Annotated in this window: 11 protein-coding genes; 7 read left to right on the top strand and 4 right to left on the bottom strand. The window is 68.6% G+C overall.

Annotation, left to right across the window (positions count from 1 at the left end; translation table 11 throughout):
• Positions 1–25: 25 nt before the first annotated feature.
• On the top strand, positions 26–11158 hold the full coding sequence (locus tag K3U93_RS15985) for a type I polyketide synthase (RefSeq protein WP_083010369.1): 11133 nt from the start codon (positions 26–28) through the stop codon (positions 11156–11158).
• Positions 11159–11168: 10 nt separating this feature from the next.
• Here the strand turns inward: K3U93_RS15985 and K3U93_RS15980 are convergent, their stop codons facing one another.
• The 3 genes from K3U93_RS15980 to K3U93_RS15970 are packed head-to-tail and all read right to left on the bottom strand — an operon-like array spanning position 11169 to position 13887.
• On the bottom strand, positions 11169–11591 hold the full coding sequence (locus K3U93_RS15980; protein WP_071509340.1) for a PPOX class F420-dependent oxidoreductase: 423 nt from the start codon (positions 11589–11591) through the stop codon (positions 11169–11171).
• 15 nt (positions 11592–11606) lie between these two features.
• Positions 11607–12722, bottom strand: a complete 1116-nt coding sequence (locus K3U93_RS15975) for an acyl-CoA dehydrogenase family protein (protein ID WP_083010370.1) — start codon at positions 12720–12722, stop codon at positions 11607–11609.
• A gap of 7 nt (positions 12723–12729) precedes the next feature.
• Positions 12730–13887: an acyl-CoA dehydrogenase family protein gene (locus K3U93_RS15970; protein WP_083010371.1), complete on the bottom strand. Its 1158-nt coding sequence runs from the start codon at positions 13885–13887 to the stop codon at positions 12730–12732.
• A gap of 161 nt (positions 13888–14048) precedes the next feature.
• On the opposite strand from K3U93_RS15970, the gene K3U93_RS15965 reads away from it, so the two are divergent.
• From K3U93_RS15965 to holA, 3 genes are all read left to right on the top strand, one after another.
• On the top strand, positions 14049–14912 hold the full coding sequence (locus K3U93_RS15965) for a ComEA family DNA-binding protein (protein ID WP_083010372.1): 864 nt from the start codon (positions 14049–14051) through the stop codon (positions 14910–14912).
• An 83-nt stretch (positions 14913–14995) separates the two neighbouring features.
• On the top strand, positions 14996–16513 hold the full coding sequence (locus K3U93_RS15960) for a ComEC/Rec2 family competence protein (protein WP_083010469.1): 1518 nt from the start codon (positions 14996–14998) through the stop codon (positions 16511–16513).
• Between the two features lie 30 nt (positions 16514–16543).
• Entirely contained in the window at positions 16544–17503 is a 960-nt protein-coding gene (holA, locus tag K3U93_RS15955) for a DNA polymerase III subunit delta (protein WP_139796919.1), read from the top strand.
• Between the two features lie 25 nt (positions 17504–17528).
• Here holA and rpsT read toward each other — a convergent pair whose 3' ends face one another.
• Positions 17529–17789, bottom strand: coding sequence for a 30S ribosomal protein S20 (gene rpsT, locus K3U93_RS15950; protein WP_083010374.1), 261 nt, complete (start codon positions 17787–17789; stop codon positions 17529–17531).
• 149 nt (positions 17790–17938) lie between these two features.
• Here rpsT and K3U93_RS15945 point away from each other — a divergent pair, with 149 nt between their 5' ends.
• From K3U93_RS15945 to K3U93_RS15935, 3 genes are read left to right on the top strand one after another with little or no spacing between them, the layout of a single operon-like run.
• The gene (locus K3U93_RS15945) at positions 17939–19657 is read left to right on the top strand and encodes a circularly permuted type 2 ATP-grasp protein (protein WP_083010375.1); all 1719 of its coding nucleotides are present in this window, start codon (positions 17939–17941) and stop codon (positions 19655–19657) included.
• Positions 19657–20634, top strand: a complete 978-nt coding sequence (locus tag K3U93_RS15940) for an alpha-E domain-containing protein (RefSeq protein ID WP_083010376.1) — start codon at positions 19657–19659, stop codon at positions 20632–20634. Before K3U93_RS15945 ends, K3U93_RS15940 begins: the two co-directional genes overlap by 1 nt.
• On the top strand, positions 20634–21473 hold the full coding sequence (locus tag K3U93_RS15935; protein WP_071512566.1) for a transglutaminase family protein: 840 nt from the start codon (positions 20634–20636) through the stop codon (positions 21471–21473). Before K3U93_RS15940 ends, K3U93_RS15935 begins: the two co-directional genes overlap by 1 nt.
• Positions 21474–21492 lie beyond the last annotated feature (19 nt).

The following is a 21492-nucleotide window of genomic DNA, read 5'->3' as shown; positions in this document are numbered from 1 at the left end:
CGACCAAAACAGGGAGGACAATGGCATGGCATCCGTCGAAGATCTGATGCAGGGGGCATCGGGTTCCGCGGGGTTCGCGATCGTCGGCTACGCGGCGCGTTTTCCGGGTGCCGCCGATGCGGACGAATTCTGGCAGGTGCTGGCCGAAGGCCGGGATGCGGTATCGGAGGTGCCCGCCGACCGGTGGGATGCCGACGAATTCTTCGACCCCGATCCCGACACGCCCGGGAAGGTTGTGACCCGTCGGGCGGGTTTCGTCGACGACGTGACGGGATTCGACGCGCCGTTCTTCGGCATGTCGGCGCGCGAGGTCCGATTGATGGATCCGCAGCATCGGCTCTTGCTGGAGACGGCGTGGCGGGCCGTGGAGCATTCGGGCACCGCGCCAACGGCTTTGGCGAACACCAACACCGGTGTGTTCATCGGTTTGTCCACCCATGACTACCTGGGAATGGCATCCGACGAGCTGACTTACCCCGAGATCGAGGCCTATATGGCGATCGGGACGTCGAATGCCGCGGCGGCGGGCCGGATCAGCTATCGGTTGGGGCTGCAGGGCCCGGCGGTCGCCGTCGACACGGCGTGCAGCTCGTCGTTGGTGGCAATCCATCAGGCGTGCCAGGCGCTGCGCTTGGGGGAGTGCGACCTCGCGCTGGCCGGCGGCGCGAACGTCCTGCTCACCCCGGCGACCATGATCACTTTTTCCAGCGCGCACATGCTCGCGCCCGACGGCCGGTGCAAGACCTTCGACGCGGCCGCCGACGGCTACGTGCGCGGCGAGGGTTGCGGTGTCATCGTCATCAAGCGGCTCGAGGACGCGATCCGCGACGGCGACCGGATTCGGGCCGTCGTTCGGGGCAGCGCGATCAACCAGGACGGCGCGTCGGGTGGTTTGACGGTGCCGAACGGCATTGCCCAGCAACGGGTTATCGCCGCCGCACTGAAGCGCGCCGGCATCGCACCCGGCGACGTCGGATACCTGGAGGCACATGGGACCGGGACATCGCTGGGCGACCCGATCGAGGCCCAGGCCGCGGGTGCGGTGTTCGGCGCCGGGCGCGAGCCTGGCCGGCCGCTGTTGATGGGCTCGGTGAAGACGAACATCGGGCATCTGGAAGCGGCCGCGGGGATCGCGGGTGTGATCAAGGTCATCCTGTCGCTCGAGCACGGGTTGCTGCCGCAGCACCTGCACTTTCGCAATCCGTCGCCGCACATTCCCTGGGACCGGCTCGCGGTGCAGGTTGTGCGGGAGCCCACCGCCTGGGAACGCAATGGCCGGCCCCGCATTGCGGGGGTCAGCTCGTTCGGGTTCGCCGGGACCAACGCGCACGTCATCCTCGAAGAAGCTCCAGTGGCGCCCGGGGAAGCGGGTCGGGTGGTGGTGGCACCGAGGCCGGCCGACCAGCGGCGCTTCAGCGTTCTTCCGCTCTCGGCGCGCACGCCCGAGGCACTGGTGCAGATCGCCGCTCAATACCGCAGCTGGTTGCGCGCGCACCCGGAGGCCACCCTGGCGGACCTGTGCTTCACCGCCGGGGCGGGGCGAGCGCACTTCGAGCACCGGGCCGCGTTGGTGGTCAATTCCAGACAATCCGCCAGCGAGTTGCTCGGTGCGCTCGCGGACGACCGCCCGGCGCCCGGTTTGGTGCGCGGGATCTCCGACGACACGCCGAAGACGGCGTGGCTGTTCACCGGTCAGGGCAGCCAGTACCCGGGCATGGCCCGCGAGTTGTTCGAGACCGAGCCGGTGTTCGCCGAGACGTTGACCCGCTGCGCTGCAGCGGTCGCCGACGTACTCGAAAAACCGTTGCTGGACGTCATTTTCGATGCGGATGGCCCGGACGGCCCGGACGTCGGAGAGACGCTGCGGCAGACCTCCTACGCCCAGCCCGCCTTGTTTGCGGTGGAGATGGGCCTGGCCCGGCTGTGGCAGTCATGGGGCTTCGAACCCGACGTGGTGCTGGGTCACAGCGTCGGCCAGTATTCGGCGGCCTGCGTCGCGGGCGTGTTCGGCCTTGAGGACGGCGCGCTGCTGATGGCCGAGCGCGGCCGCCTTTTCGGCAGTTTGCCCGCGGGCGGTCGGATGGTCGCGGTGTTCACCGACGCCGAGCGCGTCGAGAACCTCACCGACGAGTTCCCAAGTCTGTCGGTGGCCGCCTACAACGGCGCCAACACCGTGCTGTCGGGACCCGCGCAGGATCTGGACCGGGCGGTGGCCCGGTTGACGGCCGACGGTGTCCGGTGTGACTGGCTGGACACCAGCCACGCGTTCCACTCGGCGCTGCTGGATCCGATCCTCGACGAGTTCGAGTCGTACGCGAACCGGTTCAATTTCCGCCCGCCACAACGGATGTTGGTGGACAACCGCACCGGTGCCGCGCTCGGCAGGAGCGTGAAACTCGATGGCGCCTATTGGCGCCGCCACGCGCGTCAACCGGTCGAGTTCGCGAAAAGCGTGCGCACGCTGGCCGATCTGGGTTGCAAAGTGTTGCTGGAGGTCGGCCCGCAACCGGTGCTCACCGCCGCGGCCCTGCGGGCGTGGCCCGACCCGGCCACCGCACCCCGGGCGATCGCGTCATTGCGTCGAAACACCGCCGACCACCGTCAGATCACCGAGGCCCTCGCTGACGCGTACGCCCTGGGCCACCTTCCCGACTTCGGCACCGTCATAGGACCGGCGCGAAAGCTCGACTTGCCCACCTATCCGTTCCAGCATCGCCAGTACTGGTACAAGGACGAGCGGGAGCGTCCCAACCAACAACAGCACACGGGCGGTGCCCGTACCGAAGCCGTCCGTCTTCTCGAGGACGGCCGGATCGAGGAGCTCGCGGGCCTGCTCGGCGGAGCGAGCGGCGACGATCAGACCCTGAAAATTCTGACAAAGCTTGCCGCACAACACAACCAACAACGCAAGGCCCAATCTATCTCGGACGACCGCTACGAGATCCGCTGGGAGAAATCCACTGCTTGGGTCACAGAGGCCCCGGACGCCGATACCGGCGAGGCGACTACCTGGCTGCTGATCGGCGATAACGGCGAGGCAGCCCAGCCGTTGGTCGACGCGCTGACCGCGCAGGGCCACCAGCATCGGATCCTCGGGTTGCCGGCGTCCGACGCGGACGAGGAACGGCTCGAGGCCGCGCTGCGCGCCGCCGCGGCAGACGAACCGAAGCTGCGCATCGTGCATATCGCGGCCCTCGGCTCCGACACCGCGCCGTCGATGCGGTCGTTGCTGCGGATGCAGCACCAAGTCCTGGGCGGCACAAGGCGACTCTTCCGCGCCGCGGCCGCCGCCGAACTGCGCCAGCCCATTTGGATGGTGACCCGTGGCGCACAACGGATTACCGACGCGGACATCGTGTCACCGGATCAGAGTTGCCTGTGGGGATTCGGTCGTGCCGCCTCGCTTGAGTATCCACAACTATGGGGCGGACTGGCGGATCTGGCGCAAGGCACCGCTGACGAATGGTCGCGGTTGATCGACCAGATCATGGCACCGCGCGACTCGGCCATGAGGGAAGACCAATTCGCGCTGCGTGATCGAACGGTCTATGTGCCCCGGTTGCTTCGACGGGTTGGGGCGCCGAGCGTAACGTCGCTGGCATTGCGTGATGACGCAACGTATTTGGTGACCGGGGGGCTGGGGTCGATCGGACTGGAAATCGCCGGACACCTTGCCGCGCACGGTGCCAAGCATCTGGTGCTGACCAGCCGGCGTTCGCCCAGCGATGCCGCGCAACTTCGCATCGACGCGCTACGTGAGCAGCACGGCAGCGAAATCCGGGTCGTCGCAGCCGATGTCGCCAACGCGGACGACGTCGCGCGCCTGCTAGCCACCGTGCAGGCCGAGCTGCCGCCGCTGGCCGGCATCGTCCATGCCGCGGGCGAGATCGGCACCACCCCGCTGAGCGCGCTGGACTTCGAATCTCATCAAGCCGAAGTGGATCGGGTGTTCGCCGGGAAGGTCTGGGGTGCTTGGCATTTGAGCGAGGCGGCCTTGGCTACCTCAGGCCTGAAGCTGGACTTTTTCGTCAGTACCTCCTCGATCGCCTCGGTATGGGGCGGATACGGCCAGACCGCCTACGGCGCGGCCAACGCCTTCCTCGACGGACTGGCCTGGCGGTTGCGCGAGCGGGGTGTCTCGGGGGTCAGCGTTAACTTCGGTCCGTGGTCGGCGGGCATGGCGGACGAGGAGTCTCGCGCGAAACTGGCTAAGCGCGGGGTTCGGACGCTGTCACCTGCCGACGCGCTGGCGGGTATGGCCGACCTCATGGCGGCTTCTTCCGCGCGGGTCCCCGCGCAAGGCCCCGTGCAAGGAATAGTGGCCCGGATCGACTGGGCCCGCTTCCTGCCGCTCTACCAGCAAGCCGGGCGGCGGTCCTTTTTGGCGGAGCTGGAACGTGAGCTGCCCGAGTCGGCGTCGTCCTTGTCCGGGTCGTCGGGCAAGACCCAGCTGGTCGAGCGGCTCACCCACGCCCCGGTGCAGCGGCGCAAGAAACTTGTGACGGATTACCTGCGCGAGGTGGTGGCGGAGGTGACGCGCGTCGATGCCGCGGAGATCCGCGAGGACGCCGGATTCTTCGATCTCGGCATGGATTCGCTGATGGCCATCGAATTGCGGCGCCGCCTCGAGCAGGGGGTGGGCAAGGAGATACCGGCGACCCTGGCGATGGACTACCCACGCCTGTCCGACGTGGCGGATTACCTGCTCGGCGACGTGCTCGGGCTCAGCGAACAGGCATCTACTGGTTCAGGGCCTCAGCTCGCCTCCCTAACAAAGGGGGGCACGGACGAGCCGATCGCGATCGTCGCGGTGTCGTGCCGTTTTCCCGGCGCGCCCGATCCGGACGCCTTCTGGGAAGTGTTGTCCGGCGGTGTCGATGCGATTCGGGAAGTCCCGGACGACCGGTTCGACATCGACGAGTTTTACGACCCGGATCCGGATACTCCGGGCAAGATCTACAGCCGCTTCGGCGGATTCATCGACGGAATCGACGGATTCGACCCGGAATTCTTCGGCATCTCCCCCCGCGAGGCTGTGTGGATCGAGCCACAGCAGCGGCTGATGCTCGAAACCGTGTGGGAGGGCTTAGAGCGGGCGGGGTACGCGCCGGCGAACCTGCGCGGCAGCCGAACCGGCGTCTTCGTGGGGGTCGCCGCCAACGAGTATGCGCATCTGCTGTCCGCCGAGTCGGTCGACAAAATCGAGCCCTACTTCATCACCGGCAATGCGCTCAATGCCATCTCCGGCCGGGTTGCCTTCGCGCTCGGGCTGGAGGGGCCGGCGATGGCGGTCGATACCGCCTGCAGTTCGTCGTTGGTGGCCGTCCATCAGGCCTGCCAGGCGCTGCACTCCGGTGACTGCGACTTGGCGGTGGCCGGCGGGGTGAACGTCTTGCTGAGTCCGGTGACCATCATCGCCGCCTCACGCGCCAGGATGCTTTCCCCCGTGGGACGATGCAAGACCTTCGACGCCTCCGCCGACGGCTACGTGCGCAGTGAAGGCTGCGGAATCCTGGTGCTCAAGAGGCTGAGCGACGCGGTGCGCGACGGCGATCGGGTGTGCGCGGTCATCCCGGGCAGCGCGGTTAACCAAGACGGCGCGTCCAGTGGTCTTACGGTGCCCAATGGTGGTGCGCAGCAACGGCTTATCAACACGGCGCTGGCTCGCGCCGGTCTGGCCGGCGGCGATGTCGACTACCTCGAGGCGCACGGGACGGGTACCCCGCTGGGTGATCCGATCGAGGTGCAGGCGGCCGGGGCCGTTTATGGCGCCGCCCGCGACGCGGACCGGCCGTTGCTGATGGGATCGGTGAAGACCAACATCGGCCACCTCGAGTCGGCATCGGGGGCCGCCGGTCTGATCAAGGTCGTGTTGTCGCTGCAACACGGGGTGCTGCCGCAGAGCCTGCACTTTGACACTCCGTCGCCGCACATCCCGTGGGACTCGTTGCCGGTACGGGTCGTGGACAAGGCGATTCCGTGGGAGGCCAACGGCAGGCCGCGGCGCGCGGGCGTGAGTTCCTTCGGATTCACCGGCACGAACGCACACGTGCTGATCGAGGAGGCGCCAGCACAACCGGCCACCCCCGACGAATACTCGACGGGCGACAGCGCGGCGGCGTCGGAGCCGGACGCTCAAGATGAGCCTGTCGGCGTGCTGCCGCTGTCGGCGCGGTCACCGCAGGCGCTGGTGGAATTGGCGCAGCGATATGGGGAATGGCTGAACACCCACCCCAAGGTTGACATCGCCGATGTGTGCTACACGGCCGGGGCCGGGCGTTCGCATTTCGAACACCGGGCCGCGCTGGTCGTGGATTCGGTTCAGAGCGCCCGCGAGGGGCTGGCCGAGTTGGCCGAGAACCGGATACGACCGGGACTGGTACGCGGCGAGTGCACGGACCCGCCGACGACGGCGTGGTTGTTCACCGGCCAGGGCAGCCAGTACCCGGGGATGGCGCGCGAGTTGTTCGACGCCGAGCCGGTTTTCGCCGACACGGTGACCCGCTGCGCGGACGCGGTCGATCCGATCCTGCCGCGCCCGTTGCTGGAGGTGCTGTTCGCCACCGGCGGTGAGGTCGGCGGTAACGCTGGAAAAGGGCTGGGCCACACCTCGTTTGCCCAGCCGGCGCTGTTCGCCGTCGAGATGGGCCTGGCCCGGCTGTGGCAGTCCTGGGGCGTCGAGCCCGACGTGGTGCTGGGGCACAGCGTGGGCCAGTACGCGGCGGCGTGTGTGGCCGGGGTTTTCAGCCTCGAGGACGGGGCACGGCTCATCGCCGAGCGTGGCCGACTGTTCGGCAGTCTGCCCGACGGTGGGCACATGGTGGCGGTGTTCGCCGACGCCAAGTACGTCGAGGAGATCGCCAACGAGTTCCCCCGAGTATCGGTCGCCGCCTACAACGGCCCCAACACGGTGCTATCGGGCCCCGGCACGGATCTGGAACAGATCTTCGCCAGGTGTGGCAGTGACGGAATCCGGTGCACCCGGCTGGAAACCAGCCACGCCTTCCATTCGGAGCTGCTGGAGCCGGTGCTCGGTGAATTCGAGTCGTACGCGGCGCGATTGCAGTTCGCTGTGCCGACGTTGCCACTGGTCTGCAACCGCAGCGGCGCCGTGCTCACGGCGGAAACCCCGCTAGACGCGCAATATTGGCGGCGGCATTCCCGCCAGCCGGTGCAATTCGCCGAAAGCGTACGCACCGTGGCGGCGCTGGGATGCTCGGTGTTGATGGAGATCGGTCCCCAACCGGTTCTGACCGGGGCTGCAGTGCAGGTCTGGCCGGAGCACCTGGCCGCGCCGCGCGCGATCGTCTCCCTGCGCAAGGGCGTCGGCGACCGCCGCCAGATCGCCGAAGCGCTGGCCGCGGCCTTCGTCAGCGGCCATCGACCCACGTTCGCTGCGCTGCATCGCCAACCTCGCCACAGAGTCGAACTGCCCACCTATCCGTTCCAGCACCGTCGCTTCTGGCCCAAGACTTCCGGTATCGCCGGCCTCGACGGACAGGGTGCTGCCGCATCCGGAATCCTTGGTGGTGCAAAGGATCTCGCCTCCGGCGACTCCGTCTACACCAGTCGCCTGTCCGTCAAATCGCAACCGTGGCTGTCGGATCACGTCATCTATGGCACCGTTGTCGTTCCCGGAGCGACATATGCGGCGATGGCTCTGGCCGCCGTCGGGCCGCCGGGGCGGGTGCAAGACGTCTTCTTCTATGAGCCGATCATCCTGACCGAGAAGACCTCTCGCGAGGTGCAGCTGACTTTGCATCCACTGGAGGACGGTGGCGGCTGGAGTTTCCGTGTGCACAGCCGCCCATACGGCGTCCGTGACGTCGACTGGTCGCTGAACGCCGATGGCACCGTCCTCAACGGTGTCGAGGATGAGCCGACACCCGAGGCGGATCCCGCGGAGTCCCTCCAGGCGACAATCGAGCGGATGAACCGGATGCGTCCGCAGGAGCTCTTCGACACCTTCGCCGACATGGAGCTGGCGTGGGGGCCCAACTGGTCCGGTTCCCTGAAGTCGCTGTGGCTCGGTGAGGGTGAGGCGATCGGCGATATCACCGTCGGCGAAGAACTCACCGAACATCTCGGAACCGAGCCGATGCATCCGGTCCTGATGGATCTGTGCACCGGCGTTGCCTTCCCGGCGTTCCCCGCGCTTCTCGCGGCCGAACAGGGCGTGCACGATCTGTTCTTGCCCTTGCGGTACGGGCGGGTGGAGCTGCGGGAGAGGATGCCCCGGCGGTTCTACTGCCGCGCGAGGTGGCACGCCAGCGCCCTCGACGCCGAAACCCAGGTGTTCGATCTCGATTTCGTCGATCGGGATGGCCGCCGCTTGGGTGGGATTCGCGAGTTCACGGTCAAACGCGCGCCCCGGGAGGCGTTGTTGCGCGGGCTCGGCGGCGACGCCACCCGGCTGCTGTATGCCCTCGGCTGGCACGAGGTGCCGGCCCCGCCGTCGAGCGACAGCTCCGAAAACATAAGCGGCACCTGGCTGATCGCCGGATTCAACGAACTGGCGGCCGAGCTACCGGGCTGCATCCCGTTCGACAGGGCTACGGATGCCGAGCCCCTGGGGCAGGTGTTGGCGCAGGCGCACGAACGCGGCATGCCGTTCGCCGGCATCGTCTGGCGCAGCGCCGGACCGCGTGCCGACGAGTCGAGCGCCGAATCCATCGCGCGGCTGGAGACCGAGATCGGTCATCTGCTCAGCGCCGTGCACACCGCGCAGACCGACGACGCGGTGAAGCTGCCCGGCGGGCTGTGGATCGTCACCGAACGGGCGGTGGCGACCGAATCCGGCGAACCGGTCGACCCGGTGCAGGCGGCGCTGTGGGGACTCGGGCGCACCATCGTGAACGAGGAACCGGCCCTGCGCTGCAAGCTGATCGACCACGACGGGTCCGAGGAGGCCGTGCGCTCGCTGGCCTGCCTTCTCGGCGCGCCGATCGACGAGCCCGAACTCGCGCTGCGCCAAGGAAAGTTCTTGGCGTCCCGGCTACTGCAATGGTCGCGCAGCGGCCATCTCAGCGTGCCGCGCGCCGCCGATTACGCCCTGGCCCCCACGGAGCGCGGCGCGATCGACAACCTGCGCCTGACCGAGACGGAAGTGCCGCCGCCCGACGACGGCTACGTGCAGGTCCGGGTTGAGGCCGCCGGTTTGAACTTCCGGGATGTGCTCAATGTGCTGGGCCTCTACCCGGGCGATCCGGGCCCGATCGGCGGCGACTTCGCCGGCACCGTCACCCAATTGGGTAGCGGCGTCACGGGACTCGAGATCGGCCAACGCGTCTATGGCTTCATGCAGGGCGCGTTCGCCAGCCGGTTCAACGTGCCGGCCCAGTTGCTGGCGCCGATTCCCGCTCGCGTGAGCGCGATAGAAGCGGCGACCATTCCCGCCGCGGCGCTCACGGCGCGGCTCGCGTTCGACTGGGCGCGGCTGAAGCCCGGTGACCGGGTGCTCATCCACGCCGCCAGCGGTGGCGTCGGATTGGCCGCCATCCAGATGGCGCAACGGCACGGTGCGATCGTCTTCGCCACCGCCAGCACCTACAAACGCGCGACGCTGCGCAAGCTGGGTGTGGAATATGTGTACGACTCGCGCAGTACGGATTTCGCCGACCAAATACTGGCGGATACCGGCGGCTTGGGTGTTGACGTGGTGCTCAACAGCCTGACCAATGAGGGGTTCATCGACGCGACCGTGCGGGCCACCGCCCAGAATGGCCGTTTCGCCGAGATCGCCAAACGAGACATCTGGACTCCCGAGCAGATGGCGGCGCTCCGTCCCGATATCGCTTACGAGATCGTCGCGCTGGACACGGTGACCTTCCAGGAGCCCGAGCGTATTCGTGGCCTGCTGGGCGAGGTGTCGGACGGGTTGGCCACGGGCGAGTGGACGCCACTGCCCGCCGAGATCTACCCGCTGACGGAGGCGAAGACCGCGTTTCGCCGCATGCAGCAAGCGCGGCATATCGGAAAGATCGTGCTGCACATGCCGAAACCGCTACAGCCGCGCGGTGATCGGAGCTATCTGATCACCGGCGGGCTCGGCGCCATCGGCCTGCACACGGCGTCGCATCTGGCCCAACTCGGTGCCGGTGACATCGTGTTGACCAGCCGGCGGGAGCCCGACGCGGACGCACAACGCGCAATCGGGGAGATCACCGAGCGTTACAAGTGCCGCATCCACACCTTCGCCGCCGATGTCGGCGAGGAGTCGGAGGTCGCAAAGCTGCTGGAGCGGATCCGCGCGGAATTGCCTCCGCTCGCGGGCGTGGCGCATTTGGCGGGCATGCTCGACGACGCGCTGCTGTCCCAGCAAAACCCGGAGCGTTTCCGGACGACGTTGGCGCCCAAGGCGTTCGGTGCCCTCTACTTGGACCGGTTGACGAAGGACGACGATCTCGACTTCTTCGTCGTGTCCTCCTCGGTGTCCAGCTTGCTCGGTCCACCCGGCCAGGCCAACTACTCGACCGCCAATGCGTTGCTCGACGGATTGGTCGCGGGACGACAGGCGCGAGGCGTGCCGGCGGCCGGGGTCAACTTTGGTCCCTGGGCGCAGGGGGGCATGGCCTCGTCGGAGGCCGCGCGCGCCAATATCGGTGCGCAAGGGCTGGTTCCGCTGGAACCCTCGGCCGCCCTCGGCGCGCTCGCCGAGGTTGTCGCCAACGGAACCGCGCAAGCAACCGTCATCAAGGCCAACTGGCAGCGTGCCGCGAAGGTGTTGGGCAGTTCTCGCCCACCGATTCTGGACCTCGTGTTGCCGAGCGCCGTCGGGGAGACGACCGGCGACAGTGAGCTGCTCCGGCAACTGCAGGAGATACCGGTGGCGCAGCGGGCCAGCTTCATCACCGAATTCCTGCAGCGCGAAGTGCAGGGTTTCCTGCGGCTCGCGCAACCGCCCGCCGCAACCAGCCGGTTCTTGGACCTGGGTACGGATTCACTGATGGCGGTCGAACTCCGCAACCGGTTGCACAGCCAGTTCGGTGGCGCGTTCACGATCAACGCCACCGCGGTATTCGACTATCCGACGATCGGGGGGCTCGGCGAATACCTCGCGGCTCAGCTGCCCGAATCGGAATCACCGCCGGGCGAGGCGGAATCCGTGGCGGTGCCCGAGTCGGACCCGGAATCCGTTGCGGCGCCGGAGCCGAGCTGATGCCCGGTGGTCAGCCGGCGATATTGAACGCCGAGATGACCTTGGTCGGCCGGACCCGCACCACCAGCTCGCCGGGCACGGCGTTGCGGCGGCCGAACTCGTCGGCGCGCTCGGCGCCCATGTAGCGCCGCCCGATCCGCGTCGCGATCTCGAGCAGGTCCGCGGCGCCGTCCTGCAGGGAGGCTGTTCCCTGCACCTGCACGAAAGAATACGGCGGATGCGGGTCGTCGACGCAGATGACAATGCGTGAATCCCTTGCCAGCGCATGGCCTTTCGCGGTGTCACGGCCGGTGTTGAACACCAGCTGGCCGTCGTCGACGATGAACCATACCGGAGCGACCAGCGGTCTGCCGTCGGCGGCGACGTACCCCAGCATCCCGGTGCGGGTGCCTTCCGACAGGAAAGCGATGACCTCTTTTGAAAGCTCGACCATGTACCCGGCCTTGTTTTAAAGCCTGGCCAAGTCGTACTCGGCGACGTGGTCGACGAGCACCTGCAGGTGGTCCTGCGACGAGCCCAGGGTGTGTTCGATCGCGGTGAGCCGGGCGGCGTAGTGGCCGACCGGGTATTCGGCGGTCATGCCGATGCCGCCGTGCATCTGGATCGACTCCTGCGCGATATGCCGGCCGGACCGGCCGACCTGCAACTTGGCCCGTGACGCGATCACCGGGTCGAGGTTCCCGTCGGCGATCGACATCGCGGCGTAAAGGCTCATGCTGCGGGCCAATTCGAGCGACACGTACATGTCGGCCGCCCGCTGGGTGAGCGCCTGGAACTTGTTGAGCGTGACGCCGAATTGCTTGCGGGTCTTGAGGTAGTCGGTGGTCAGGCGCAGCGCTTCCTCCATCGCGCCGACGGCTTCGGCGCACAACGCCGACTGGATGCGGACGATGGCATCTCGGATGGCGGGGGAGGCATCGCGGACGTCCGCCGCGTCGCCCAGCGGCTCGGCTGGTGTGTGGTCGAGGTCGATCTGGGCGCCGCGCTGCCCGTCGAACGTCGGGTAGGGGCGCCTGTTCACGGCCTCACCCTTGACCAGGAACAGCCCGGTGCCGCCGTCCGGCAACGCGGCGCTGACCACCAGCGCGTCGGCGCAGTCACCGGCTAGGACCGGGTTCTTGGTTCCGCTCAGGGTCCACGAATCACCGTGCCGCACAGCACGAGTCGTGACCTCGGGGGTCGGCTTCCGGTGGCCGGTCTCCAGGTGGGCGAACGCGAGCAGCCTTTGACCCGCCGCGACCTCGTCCAGCAGCTGCCTTTGCGCGTCGCTGCCGTGTTCGGCGATCAGCGCCCCGGGCGCCAGGGCGGCGTGCACGACGGGTTCGGGCGCCAGCCGCCGCCCGATCTCGGTGAGCACCACCATGATTTCGATCTGGCCCGCCTCGTCCGGCTCGAACCCGAGGCTCAGGATCCCGGTGTCGGCGAGCTGGCTCCAGACGTCGCGGCTCCACCCCAGATCGGTCTCGATGATCTTGTTGCGGCTTTCCGGGTCGTACGTGCGCGACAGGAGGTCGCGGGTGGTGTCGCGGAGCAGGGCCTGCTCGTCACTCAGCTGAAAATCCATGGCTGCCTCACAATCCCAGGATGGTGGACGCGATGATGTTGCGCTGCACCTCGTTGCTGCCGCCGTAGATCGAGGTCTTGCGATAGTTGAGATAGCGCGGGGCGCTGGATTGGGCCCAGGGGGGTGACGCGATGTCGCCGCCGCCGACGGGTAAGGCGTCGGGCCCGGCGACCTCGACGAGCAGCTCGGTGGCGATCTGCTGCAACTGGCTGCCGCGCATCTTGAGCACCGACGAGGCCGGGCTCGGCTTGCCGTTCGCGGAGTCGGTGGTCACCCGGGACTGGGTGAGTTCCAGTGCCAGCACCTCGTTTTCGGCCTCGGCCAGGCGCGCCGCGAACAAGGGGTCGTCCAGCAGCCCGGTCTGCCTGGCGCGCTTTTTCACCTCGGCGAGGCGGACCTTGGTCCGGCCCACCCCGGCGATGCCGGTGCGCTCGTTGCCCAGCAGGAACTTTGCGTACGTCCAGCCCTGGTTCTCTTGCCCCACAAGCTGATTGGCCGGCACCCGAACGTCGGAGAAGAACACCTCGTTGACTTCGCGGCCGCCGTCGATCGTCTTGATCGGCCGCAGGCTGATGCCCGGCGTCGCCATGTCGATCAGCACAAACGAGATGCCGGCCTGGCGCTTGGGTGCCTGCGGGTCGGTGCGCACCAGGCAGAAGATCCAGTCCGCGTACTGACCCAGCGTCGTCCAGGTTTTTTGCCCGTTCACGACGTAGCTGTCGCCGTCCCGCACGGCGGTGGTGCGCAGCGAGGCGAGGTCGGAACCGGCCTCCGGCTCGGAGAACCCCTGGCACCACCAGATGTCGATGCTGGCCGTGGGGGGAAGGAAACGCCGCTTGAGTTCCTGGGACCCGAACTCGGCGATCACCGGGCCGACCATCTTGACGTTGAAGTTCAGCGGCTCCGGGACACACGCCAATTGCATTTCGTCGGCCCAGATCTGGTGCTGGGTGGGCGTCCAGTCCTTGCCGCCCCATTCGACCGGCCAGTTCGGCACCGCGAGCCCGTGGTCGTTGAGGATCTTGTGACTGGTGACGATCTGGTCGCGGGACAGCGACGAGCCTTGACGCACCAGCTCGCGGAGCTCTTCGGGAATCTGGCTGGTGTAGAAGGCGCGAAGTTCGTCGCGGAACGCCGCTTCCTCCGGTGTGAGCGCCAGTTGCATGGCAGCCTCCTGTCGTCCTGCGGTCCCGGTGGTTGGCTCCGGCTTCCATCTTGACCCATCCCGGGCGGCGCTTGTGCACAGCCTCGGGTTAATCCCCAGGCGACGGTCGCGACGCCGTTGCGTGTGGCCGTTGCGGCGGTCCGCGCACCTACGGTCGGTTCATGCGAACAGAACTCCCCGCCGAGCGGCTGCATCGGCGATTCGGCGCGGAACCCGAGACCGACTCCGGCGGCGCGGACGCGGCGCCGGACAACGACGCGTCGGACGACGACCAGAACTCGCTGCTGCCGCGGTGGCTTCCGGACGCGACACAGAGCCGCGGCTGGGTGGCCAGGGTGCGCGCCGACCCCGGTCGCGCCGGTGCGGTCGCGTTGGCGGTCGTGGCCGCCCTCGCGGTGCTGATCACCATATTCACCCTGATGCGTGACCGGTCTGCCCCGGTGATGTCCGCCAAGCTGCCGCCGGTGGAGAGGGCGTACACGGCGAGCCCCAGGTCGTCGGCGAGCCCGGGTGCCGGCCAGCCGGCCGGTCCCGACCGGCCGGTGGTGGTCAGCGTGGTCGGCTTGGTGCACACCCCCGGTCTGGTCACCCTGGCGCCCGGCGCGCGCATCGCCGACGCGCTGCAAGCCGCCGGTGGCCCGGTGAACGGTGCCGACACGATCGGATTGAACATGGCCCGTCCACTCGGCGACGGCGAACAGATCGTGGTCGGGCTGGCCCCCGTTCCGGGGCAACCGGCACTCGGCAGCTCGGTCGCCACCGGTTCGGCGCCGCGGCCTGGGGCACCGGCACCGGCCGGACCAGTCTCGGGGGCGGCGAAGCCGAAGGCGGGTGGGGTGCTCGACCTCAACACCGCGACCGTGGAGCAACTGGACACCCTGCCCGGGGTCGGACCGGTCACCGCCGCCGCGATCGTGGCGTGGCGGCAGGCCAACGGCAAGTTCACCAGCGTCGACCAGCTCGCCGACGTCGATGGCATCGGCCCGACGCGGCTGGACAAACTGCGTCACCTCGTCCGTGTCTGACACCGGTGCGCCAGCCCGGCTTCGCCGAATCGGCCTCCGCGCACATCGATGTGCGCTTGGTGCCGGCCGCGCTCACCGGCTGGATGGTGACCGCCGCCGGGATCTGGTGGCCGGTCGGACGGGTCGTCGCGTCGTGCTGTCTGGTGCTGGTCGCCGCCGCGGGCGCGCTGGCGTGCTACGCGGCGCGCCGACCCGGGCGGACTCGGCGGCTGCCGGCGATCGGGGCCGGCCTGGTGGCGATCGGCGTGGTGGGCGCGGGGTTCGGGCTCGCGATCGCGCTGCGCGCCGACGCGGTAGGTCGCCACCCGATCACCGCGTTGTTCGGGACGGCCGCGCCGGTGACGGTCACCCCCACCGAGAGTCCGCTGTCGTTGGGCCCAGGGCATCAGGGTCGGCTGATGTTTCGCGCCACCCTGCAGCGCCTGCGCGCCGACGAGATGTCCGGCCGGGTGGTCGTTTTCGCGCGGGCGTCGGACTTCGGCGACATGATGGTGGGCCAGCCGGTCCTGTTTACCGCGCGCATCAACCGTCCGGCCCGCCGTGACCTGACGGTCGCGGTGCTCAACGCGTCGGGCAGGCCGACCATGGGCACGGCCGGTGCGGCACAGCGGGCCGCTCACGCCGTGCGCAGCCGGTTCGCCGCCGTCGCCCGCGACACCCTGCCCGCCGACCGGGCCGCGATGCTGCCCGCCCTGGTCCTCGGCGATACCTCGGCGGTTACCGCCGAGACCGGCCGGGACTTTCGCGCGGCGGGCATGACGCACTTGACGGCGGTGTCGGGGGCCAACGTCACGATCGTGTGCGCGGCGGTGCTCTTCTCGGCCCGGTTGATTGGCCCGCGCGCCGCGGTCGCGCTTGCGGCGGTGGCGTTGGTGGCGTTCGTCATCGTCGTCCAGCCGACGGCGAGCGTGTTGCGGGCGGCCGTGATGGGGGCCATCGCCCTGGCGGGGATGCTGTCTTCCCGTCGGCGGCAAGCGATTCCGGCTCTGTCGGCCACGGTGCTGATACTGCTGGCCGTTTCCCCGCACCTGGCCGTCGACGTGGGCTTCGCGCTGTCGGTGTTGGCGACGGCGGCGCTGGTCGTCGTCGCGCCGGCCTGGTCGCGGCGCCTGGTGGGGAAAGGCTGCCCCAAGCCGCTGGCCGACGCGCTCGCTGTCGCGTGGGCCGCGCACGTGGTGACCGCCCCGTTGGTGGCCGGCATTTCCGGCCGGGTCAGCCTCGTTGCCGCCGCGGCCAATCTCACCGTGGCGCCCGTGATAGCGCCGATCACCGTGCTGGGCAGCGCGGCGGCCGTGTTGTGCGTGCCGTGGCCGGCCGGTGCGCAGCTGTTGATCCGGTTCACTGGGCCCGAACTGTGGTGGGTGTTGGGCGTGGCGCGGTGGGCGGCCGCCGTGCCGGCGGCGACCGTGCCCGTTCCGTCCGGTGGTCCGGGTGTGTTGGCGGTCGCCGCCGCCACGCTGGTGGTGGCGGTGCTGGCGGCGTTGCTATGGCGGTGGCGCTGGTTTCGCACGGCGGTCGGGTTGGTCGCGGTGGCCGTCGTCATCTGCTTGCTGGCGTGGTCCGTATCCGGACTCGTCGGTCCCCTAGTCAGGGCCACGTGACACCATCGTGGGGTGAGTGAGGTTGCGCCCGTGCACCTGGTGTTGGGAGACGAGGAGCTGCTGGTCGAGCGGGCGGTGGCCGACGTGCTGCGCGCGGTGCGCAAGCCGGCCGGCACCGAGCCGGGTGCCGACAACATCCCGGTGGACCGGATGCGCGCCGGCGACGTCGATGGCTACGAACTCGCCGAACTGCTGAGCCCGTCACTGTTCGCCGACGAGCGCGTCGTGGTGCTGGAGGCCGCCGCCGAAGCGGGCAAGGACGCGGCCGCGGTGATCGCCGCGGCCGCCGCCGACGTCCCGCCGGGCACGGTGCTGGTGGTGGTGCACTCGGGCGGTGGGCGGGCCAAGGCGCTGGCCAACGAGCTGCAGTCGCTCGGTGCCGTCGTGCATCCGTGCGCGCGGATCACCAAGGCAAGCGAACGCGCCGACTTCGTCCGCAAGGAGTTTCGCGCGCTGGGGGTCAAGGCCGACGAGGGGACGGTGACCGCCCTGCTGGACGCCGTCGGCTCCGACGCGCGCGAGCTCGCCGCCGCGTGTTCACAGTTGGTCGCCGACACCGCCGGTGACGTCGATGCCGCCGCGGTGCGGCGCTATCACAGCGGGAAAGCCGAAGTGAAGGGCTTTGACATCGCCGACAAAGCGGTGGCCGGTGACGTCGGAGGAGCCACCGAGGCGCTGCGGTGGGCGATGATGCGCGGCGAGCCGCTGGTGGTGCTGGCCGACGCGCTGGCCGAAGCCGTGCACGCCATCGGCCGGGTGGGGCCGCTGTCCGGTGACCCCTATCGCCTGGCGGCGCAGCTGGGGATGCCGCCCTGGCGGGTGCAGAAGGCTCAGAAGCAGGCCCGGCGTTGGTCGCGCGACACGGTGGCGACCGCGATGAAGGTGGTGGCGGAACTCAACGCCAACGTTAAGGGGGCCGTCGCCGACGCGGAGTACGCGCTGGAATCCGCGGTCAGGCGGGTGGCCGAGTTGGCCGACCGGGGCCGCTAAAGGGCCGGGTGTCGGTGGATGGGTCTCAGAGCTTGTTGAGGGCCCGCGCCAGCGCCGACTTCTTGTTGGCCGCCTGGTTCTTGTGGATGACGCCCTTGCTGGCCGCCTTGTCCAGTTTGCGGTTGGCCGACACCAGCAACTCCGCGGCCTTCTCCTTGTCGCCGGTGTGGGCGGCCTCGCGGAACGCGCGCACGGCGGTGCGAAGCGAGGACTTCACCGACTTGTTGCGCAGTCGGGCGCGCTCGTTGGTGCGGTTGCGCTTCTGCTGCGACTTGATGTTGGCCACGCGTGTCGTTTCCTTCTTCGAATCGGTGTTTGCCCGGGATCGACGCTGGGCGCCTTATGCCCCGATGGCGACTGCCCAGGTTAGCAGTCCGTTACGTTTTCTCCCAAAAGGGCGGCCCGTGGCCTGCCGGAACGCCGATTTGAGGCACCATCTCTAAAGTGAGCCTTCCGAGCCAGCTTGAGGAAACCAGGCGGGGGTCGCGCGGCGGTGCCGGGCGCGCGGACGCGCGTTCCGAGCGCATCTTCGGCGGGTACCACGCGTCGGCCTCCCACGCTGGCGTTGATGCAGGCGTTTATTCCAAGGCCTTCGACGAGATGTTCGACGCCCAGGGCGCCGTCCGCGGTCCCTACAAGGGCATCTACGCCGAGCTTGCGCCCTCGGACGCCTCGGACCTGAAGGCCCGCGCCGAAGCCCTGGGCCGCGCGTTCATCGACCAGGGCATCACGTTTTCGCTGTCGGGTCAGGAGCGGCCGTTTCCGCTCGACCTGGTGCCGCGGGTGATCTCGGCCGCCGAGTGGAGCCGGCTGGAGCGCGGCATCACCCAGCGGGTCAAGGCCCTCGAGATGTATCTCGACGACGTCTACGGCGACCAGGAGATCCTGAACGACGACATCATCCCGCGCCGCCTGATCACCTCTTGCGAGCATTTTCACCGCCAGGCCGTCGGCATCGTCCCGCCCAACGGCGTGCGAATCCACGTCGCGGGCATCGACCTGATCCGCGACGAGCGGGGCAACTTCCGGGTCCTCGAGGACAACCTGCGCTCGCCCTCGGGGGTGTCGTATGTGATGGAGAACCGGCGGACCATGGCGCGGGTCTTCCCGAACCTGTTCGCCACCCATCGGGTGCGGGCGGTCGACGACTACTCGTCGCACCTGCTGCGCGCGCTGCGCAACTCCGCGGCCACCAATGAGGCCGATCCCACCGTCGTGGTCCTGACCCCCGGGGTGGCAAACTCGGCTTACTTCGAACATTCGTTGCTGGCCCGTCAGATGGGCGTCGAGCTCGTCGAAGGCCGCGACCTGTTCTGCCGCGACAACCAGGTGTACATGCGCACCACCGAGGGCGAGCGCCAGGTCGACGTCATCTACCGGCGCATCGACGACGCCTTCCTGGACCCGCTGCAATTCCGCGCCGACTCCGTGCTGGGGGTGGCCGGCCTGGTCAACGCCGCCCGCGCCGGCAACGTCGTCATTTCCAGCGCGATCGGCAACGGCGTCGGCGACGACAAGCTCGTCTACACCTACGTGCCGACCATGATCGAGTACTACCTGGGCGAAAAACCGCTGCTGGCCAACGTGGAGACCTTCCGGTGCTGGCTGGACGACGAACGCGAAGAGGTGCTGGACCGCATCGACGAATTGGTGCTCAAGCCGGTCGAGGGCTCCGGCGGCTACGGCATCGTGTTCGGTCCTGAGGCCTCCGAGAAAGAGCTGGCCGCCGTCGCCAAGAAGATCCGCGACGACCCGCGCAGCTGGATCGCGCAGCCGATGATGGAACTGTCGACCGTGCCGACGCAGGTCGAAGGCACCCTGGCGCCCCGCTACGTCGACCTGCGGCCGTTCGCGGTCAACGACGGCAACGACGTGTGGGTGCTGCCGGGCGGGCTGACCCGGGTGGCCCTGGTCGAGGGCTCGCGGGTGGTCAACTCCAGCCAGGGGGGTGGCTCCAAGGACACCTGGGTGCTGGCGCCGCGCGTGTCGGCCGGCGACCGTGAGCTGGGCGCCGCCGAGGTGGTGCGGTCGCTGCCGAAGTCCATCCCGGACCCGGCGCTCGACGGTTCGCGGATGACGCAACAACAGCCGCGGCCGGCCGAGCCGCCGGACGAGCAGCCCCAACAGCAGCAACAGCAGAAGGCGGTGCACTGATGCTGGCCCGTAACGCCGAGGCGCTCTATTGGATCGGTCGCTACGTCGAGCGCGCCGACGACACCGCACGAATCCTGGACGTGGCGCTGCACCAATTGCTCGAGGATTCCAGCGTCGACCCGGACCAGGCGTCACGGCTGCTGCTGCGGGTGCTCGGCATCGACCCGCCGGATCACGACCTGGACGTCTGGTCGTTGACCGACCTGGTGGCCTTCAGCACCAACGTGTCGGGCGGCTGTTCGATCGTCGACGCCGTCACGGCGGCGCGGGAAAACGCGAAGTCGGCCCGGGAGGTGACGTCCAGCGAGACCTGGGAATGCCTCAACACCACCTACCACGCCCTGGCCGAACGCGAGCGCGCCGCTAAACGCCTTGGCCCGCACGAGTTTCTGTCGTTCATCGAGGGCCGGGCGGCGATGTTCGCCGGCCTGGCCGACTCGACGCTCTCGCGCGACGACGGATACCGCTTCATGGTGCTGGGCCGCGCGATCGAGCGCGTCGACATGACGGTGCGGCTGTTGCTGTCGCGGGTCGGGGACAGCGCAACGTCCCCGGCGTGGGTGACGCTGTTGCGCTCGGCGGGCGCGCACGACACCTACCTGCGCACCTACCGCGGTGTGCTAGACGCCGGCCGGGTGGTCGAATTCATGCTGCTCGACCGGCTGTTTCCGCGTTCGGTGTTCTACTCGCTGCGGCTGGCCGAACACAATCTCGACGAGCTGCTGCATAATCCGCAGAGCCGGATCGGGGCCACCGCCGAGGCGCAGCGGCTGCTCGGGAGGGCACGCAGCGAACTGGAATTCGTGCAACCCGGTGTGCTGCTCGAATCCTTGGAGAGCCGTCTGGCCGGCCTGCAGCGAACCTGCCGCGATGTGGGAGAAGCCTTGTCGCTGCAATACTTTCACTTGACCCCTTGGGTGGCGTGGTCGGATGCCGGCCAGCGCGCCCGAATGGTCACCAGGCCCGGGGAAACCTGATGTGGCGGCTGCGGGTGGTGCACACCACCGGGTACGCCTACCAGTCGCCGGTGACCGCCTCCTATAACGAAGCCCGGCTGACGCCGCGGTCGGACACCAGACAAAACGTCATCCTCAACCGCGTCGAGACCATCCCGGCGACCCGGTCCTACCGCTACATCGACTATTGGGGCACCGCCGTCACGGCGTTCGACCTGCACGCGCCGCACACCGACCTCACGGTGACGTCGTCCTCGGTCGTCGAGACCGACCGGCCGGAGCCAGCGGTGAAGCACGTCGGCTGGAGCGACCTGCACTCCGAGGCCATGGTCGATCGCTTCGACGAATTGCTCCGCCCGACCGCGCACACCCCGGCAAGCAAGCGTGCTGCGTCGGTGGCCAAAAAGATCGCCAAGACCTGCGATCCCCAGCAGGCCGTCGTCGCCGTGGCCAAATGGGTGCGCGGCGAACTGGACTACCTGCCAGGGACCACCGGTGTGCACTCGTCCGGGTTGGACGCGCTGAACGAGGGCAAGGGCGTCTGCCAGGACTTCGTGCACCTGTCGCTAATTCTATTGCGCAGCATGGGAATTCCCGGTCGCTATGTGTCCGGGTACTTGCATCCCAAACCTGATGCCATCGTCGGGGATACCGTGGACGGGCGAAGCCACGCCTGGATTCAGGCCTGGACCGGTGGTTGGTGGAACTACGACCCCACCAACGACACCGAGATCACCGAGCAATACGTCAGCGTGGGTGCCGGCCGCGACTACACCGACGTTTCCCCGCTGAAAGGCATCTATTCCGGGCGGGGCGCAACCGATCTCGACGTGATCGTGGAGGTCACCCGGCTGGCCTAGCCGTCTGGTGCGCAGGTTC

The sequence above is a fragment of the Mycobacterium malmoense genome, from assembly GCF_019645855.1.
GTDB classification, from domain to species: Bacteria; Actinomycetota; Actinomycetes; order Mycobacteriales; family Mycobacteriaceae; genus Mycobacterium; species Mycobacterium malmoense.
Note: the sequence above shows the minus strand (reverse complement) of the source record. Positions and strands in the feature narration are given on the sequence as shown.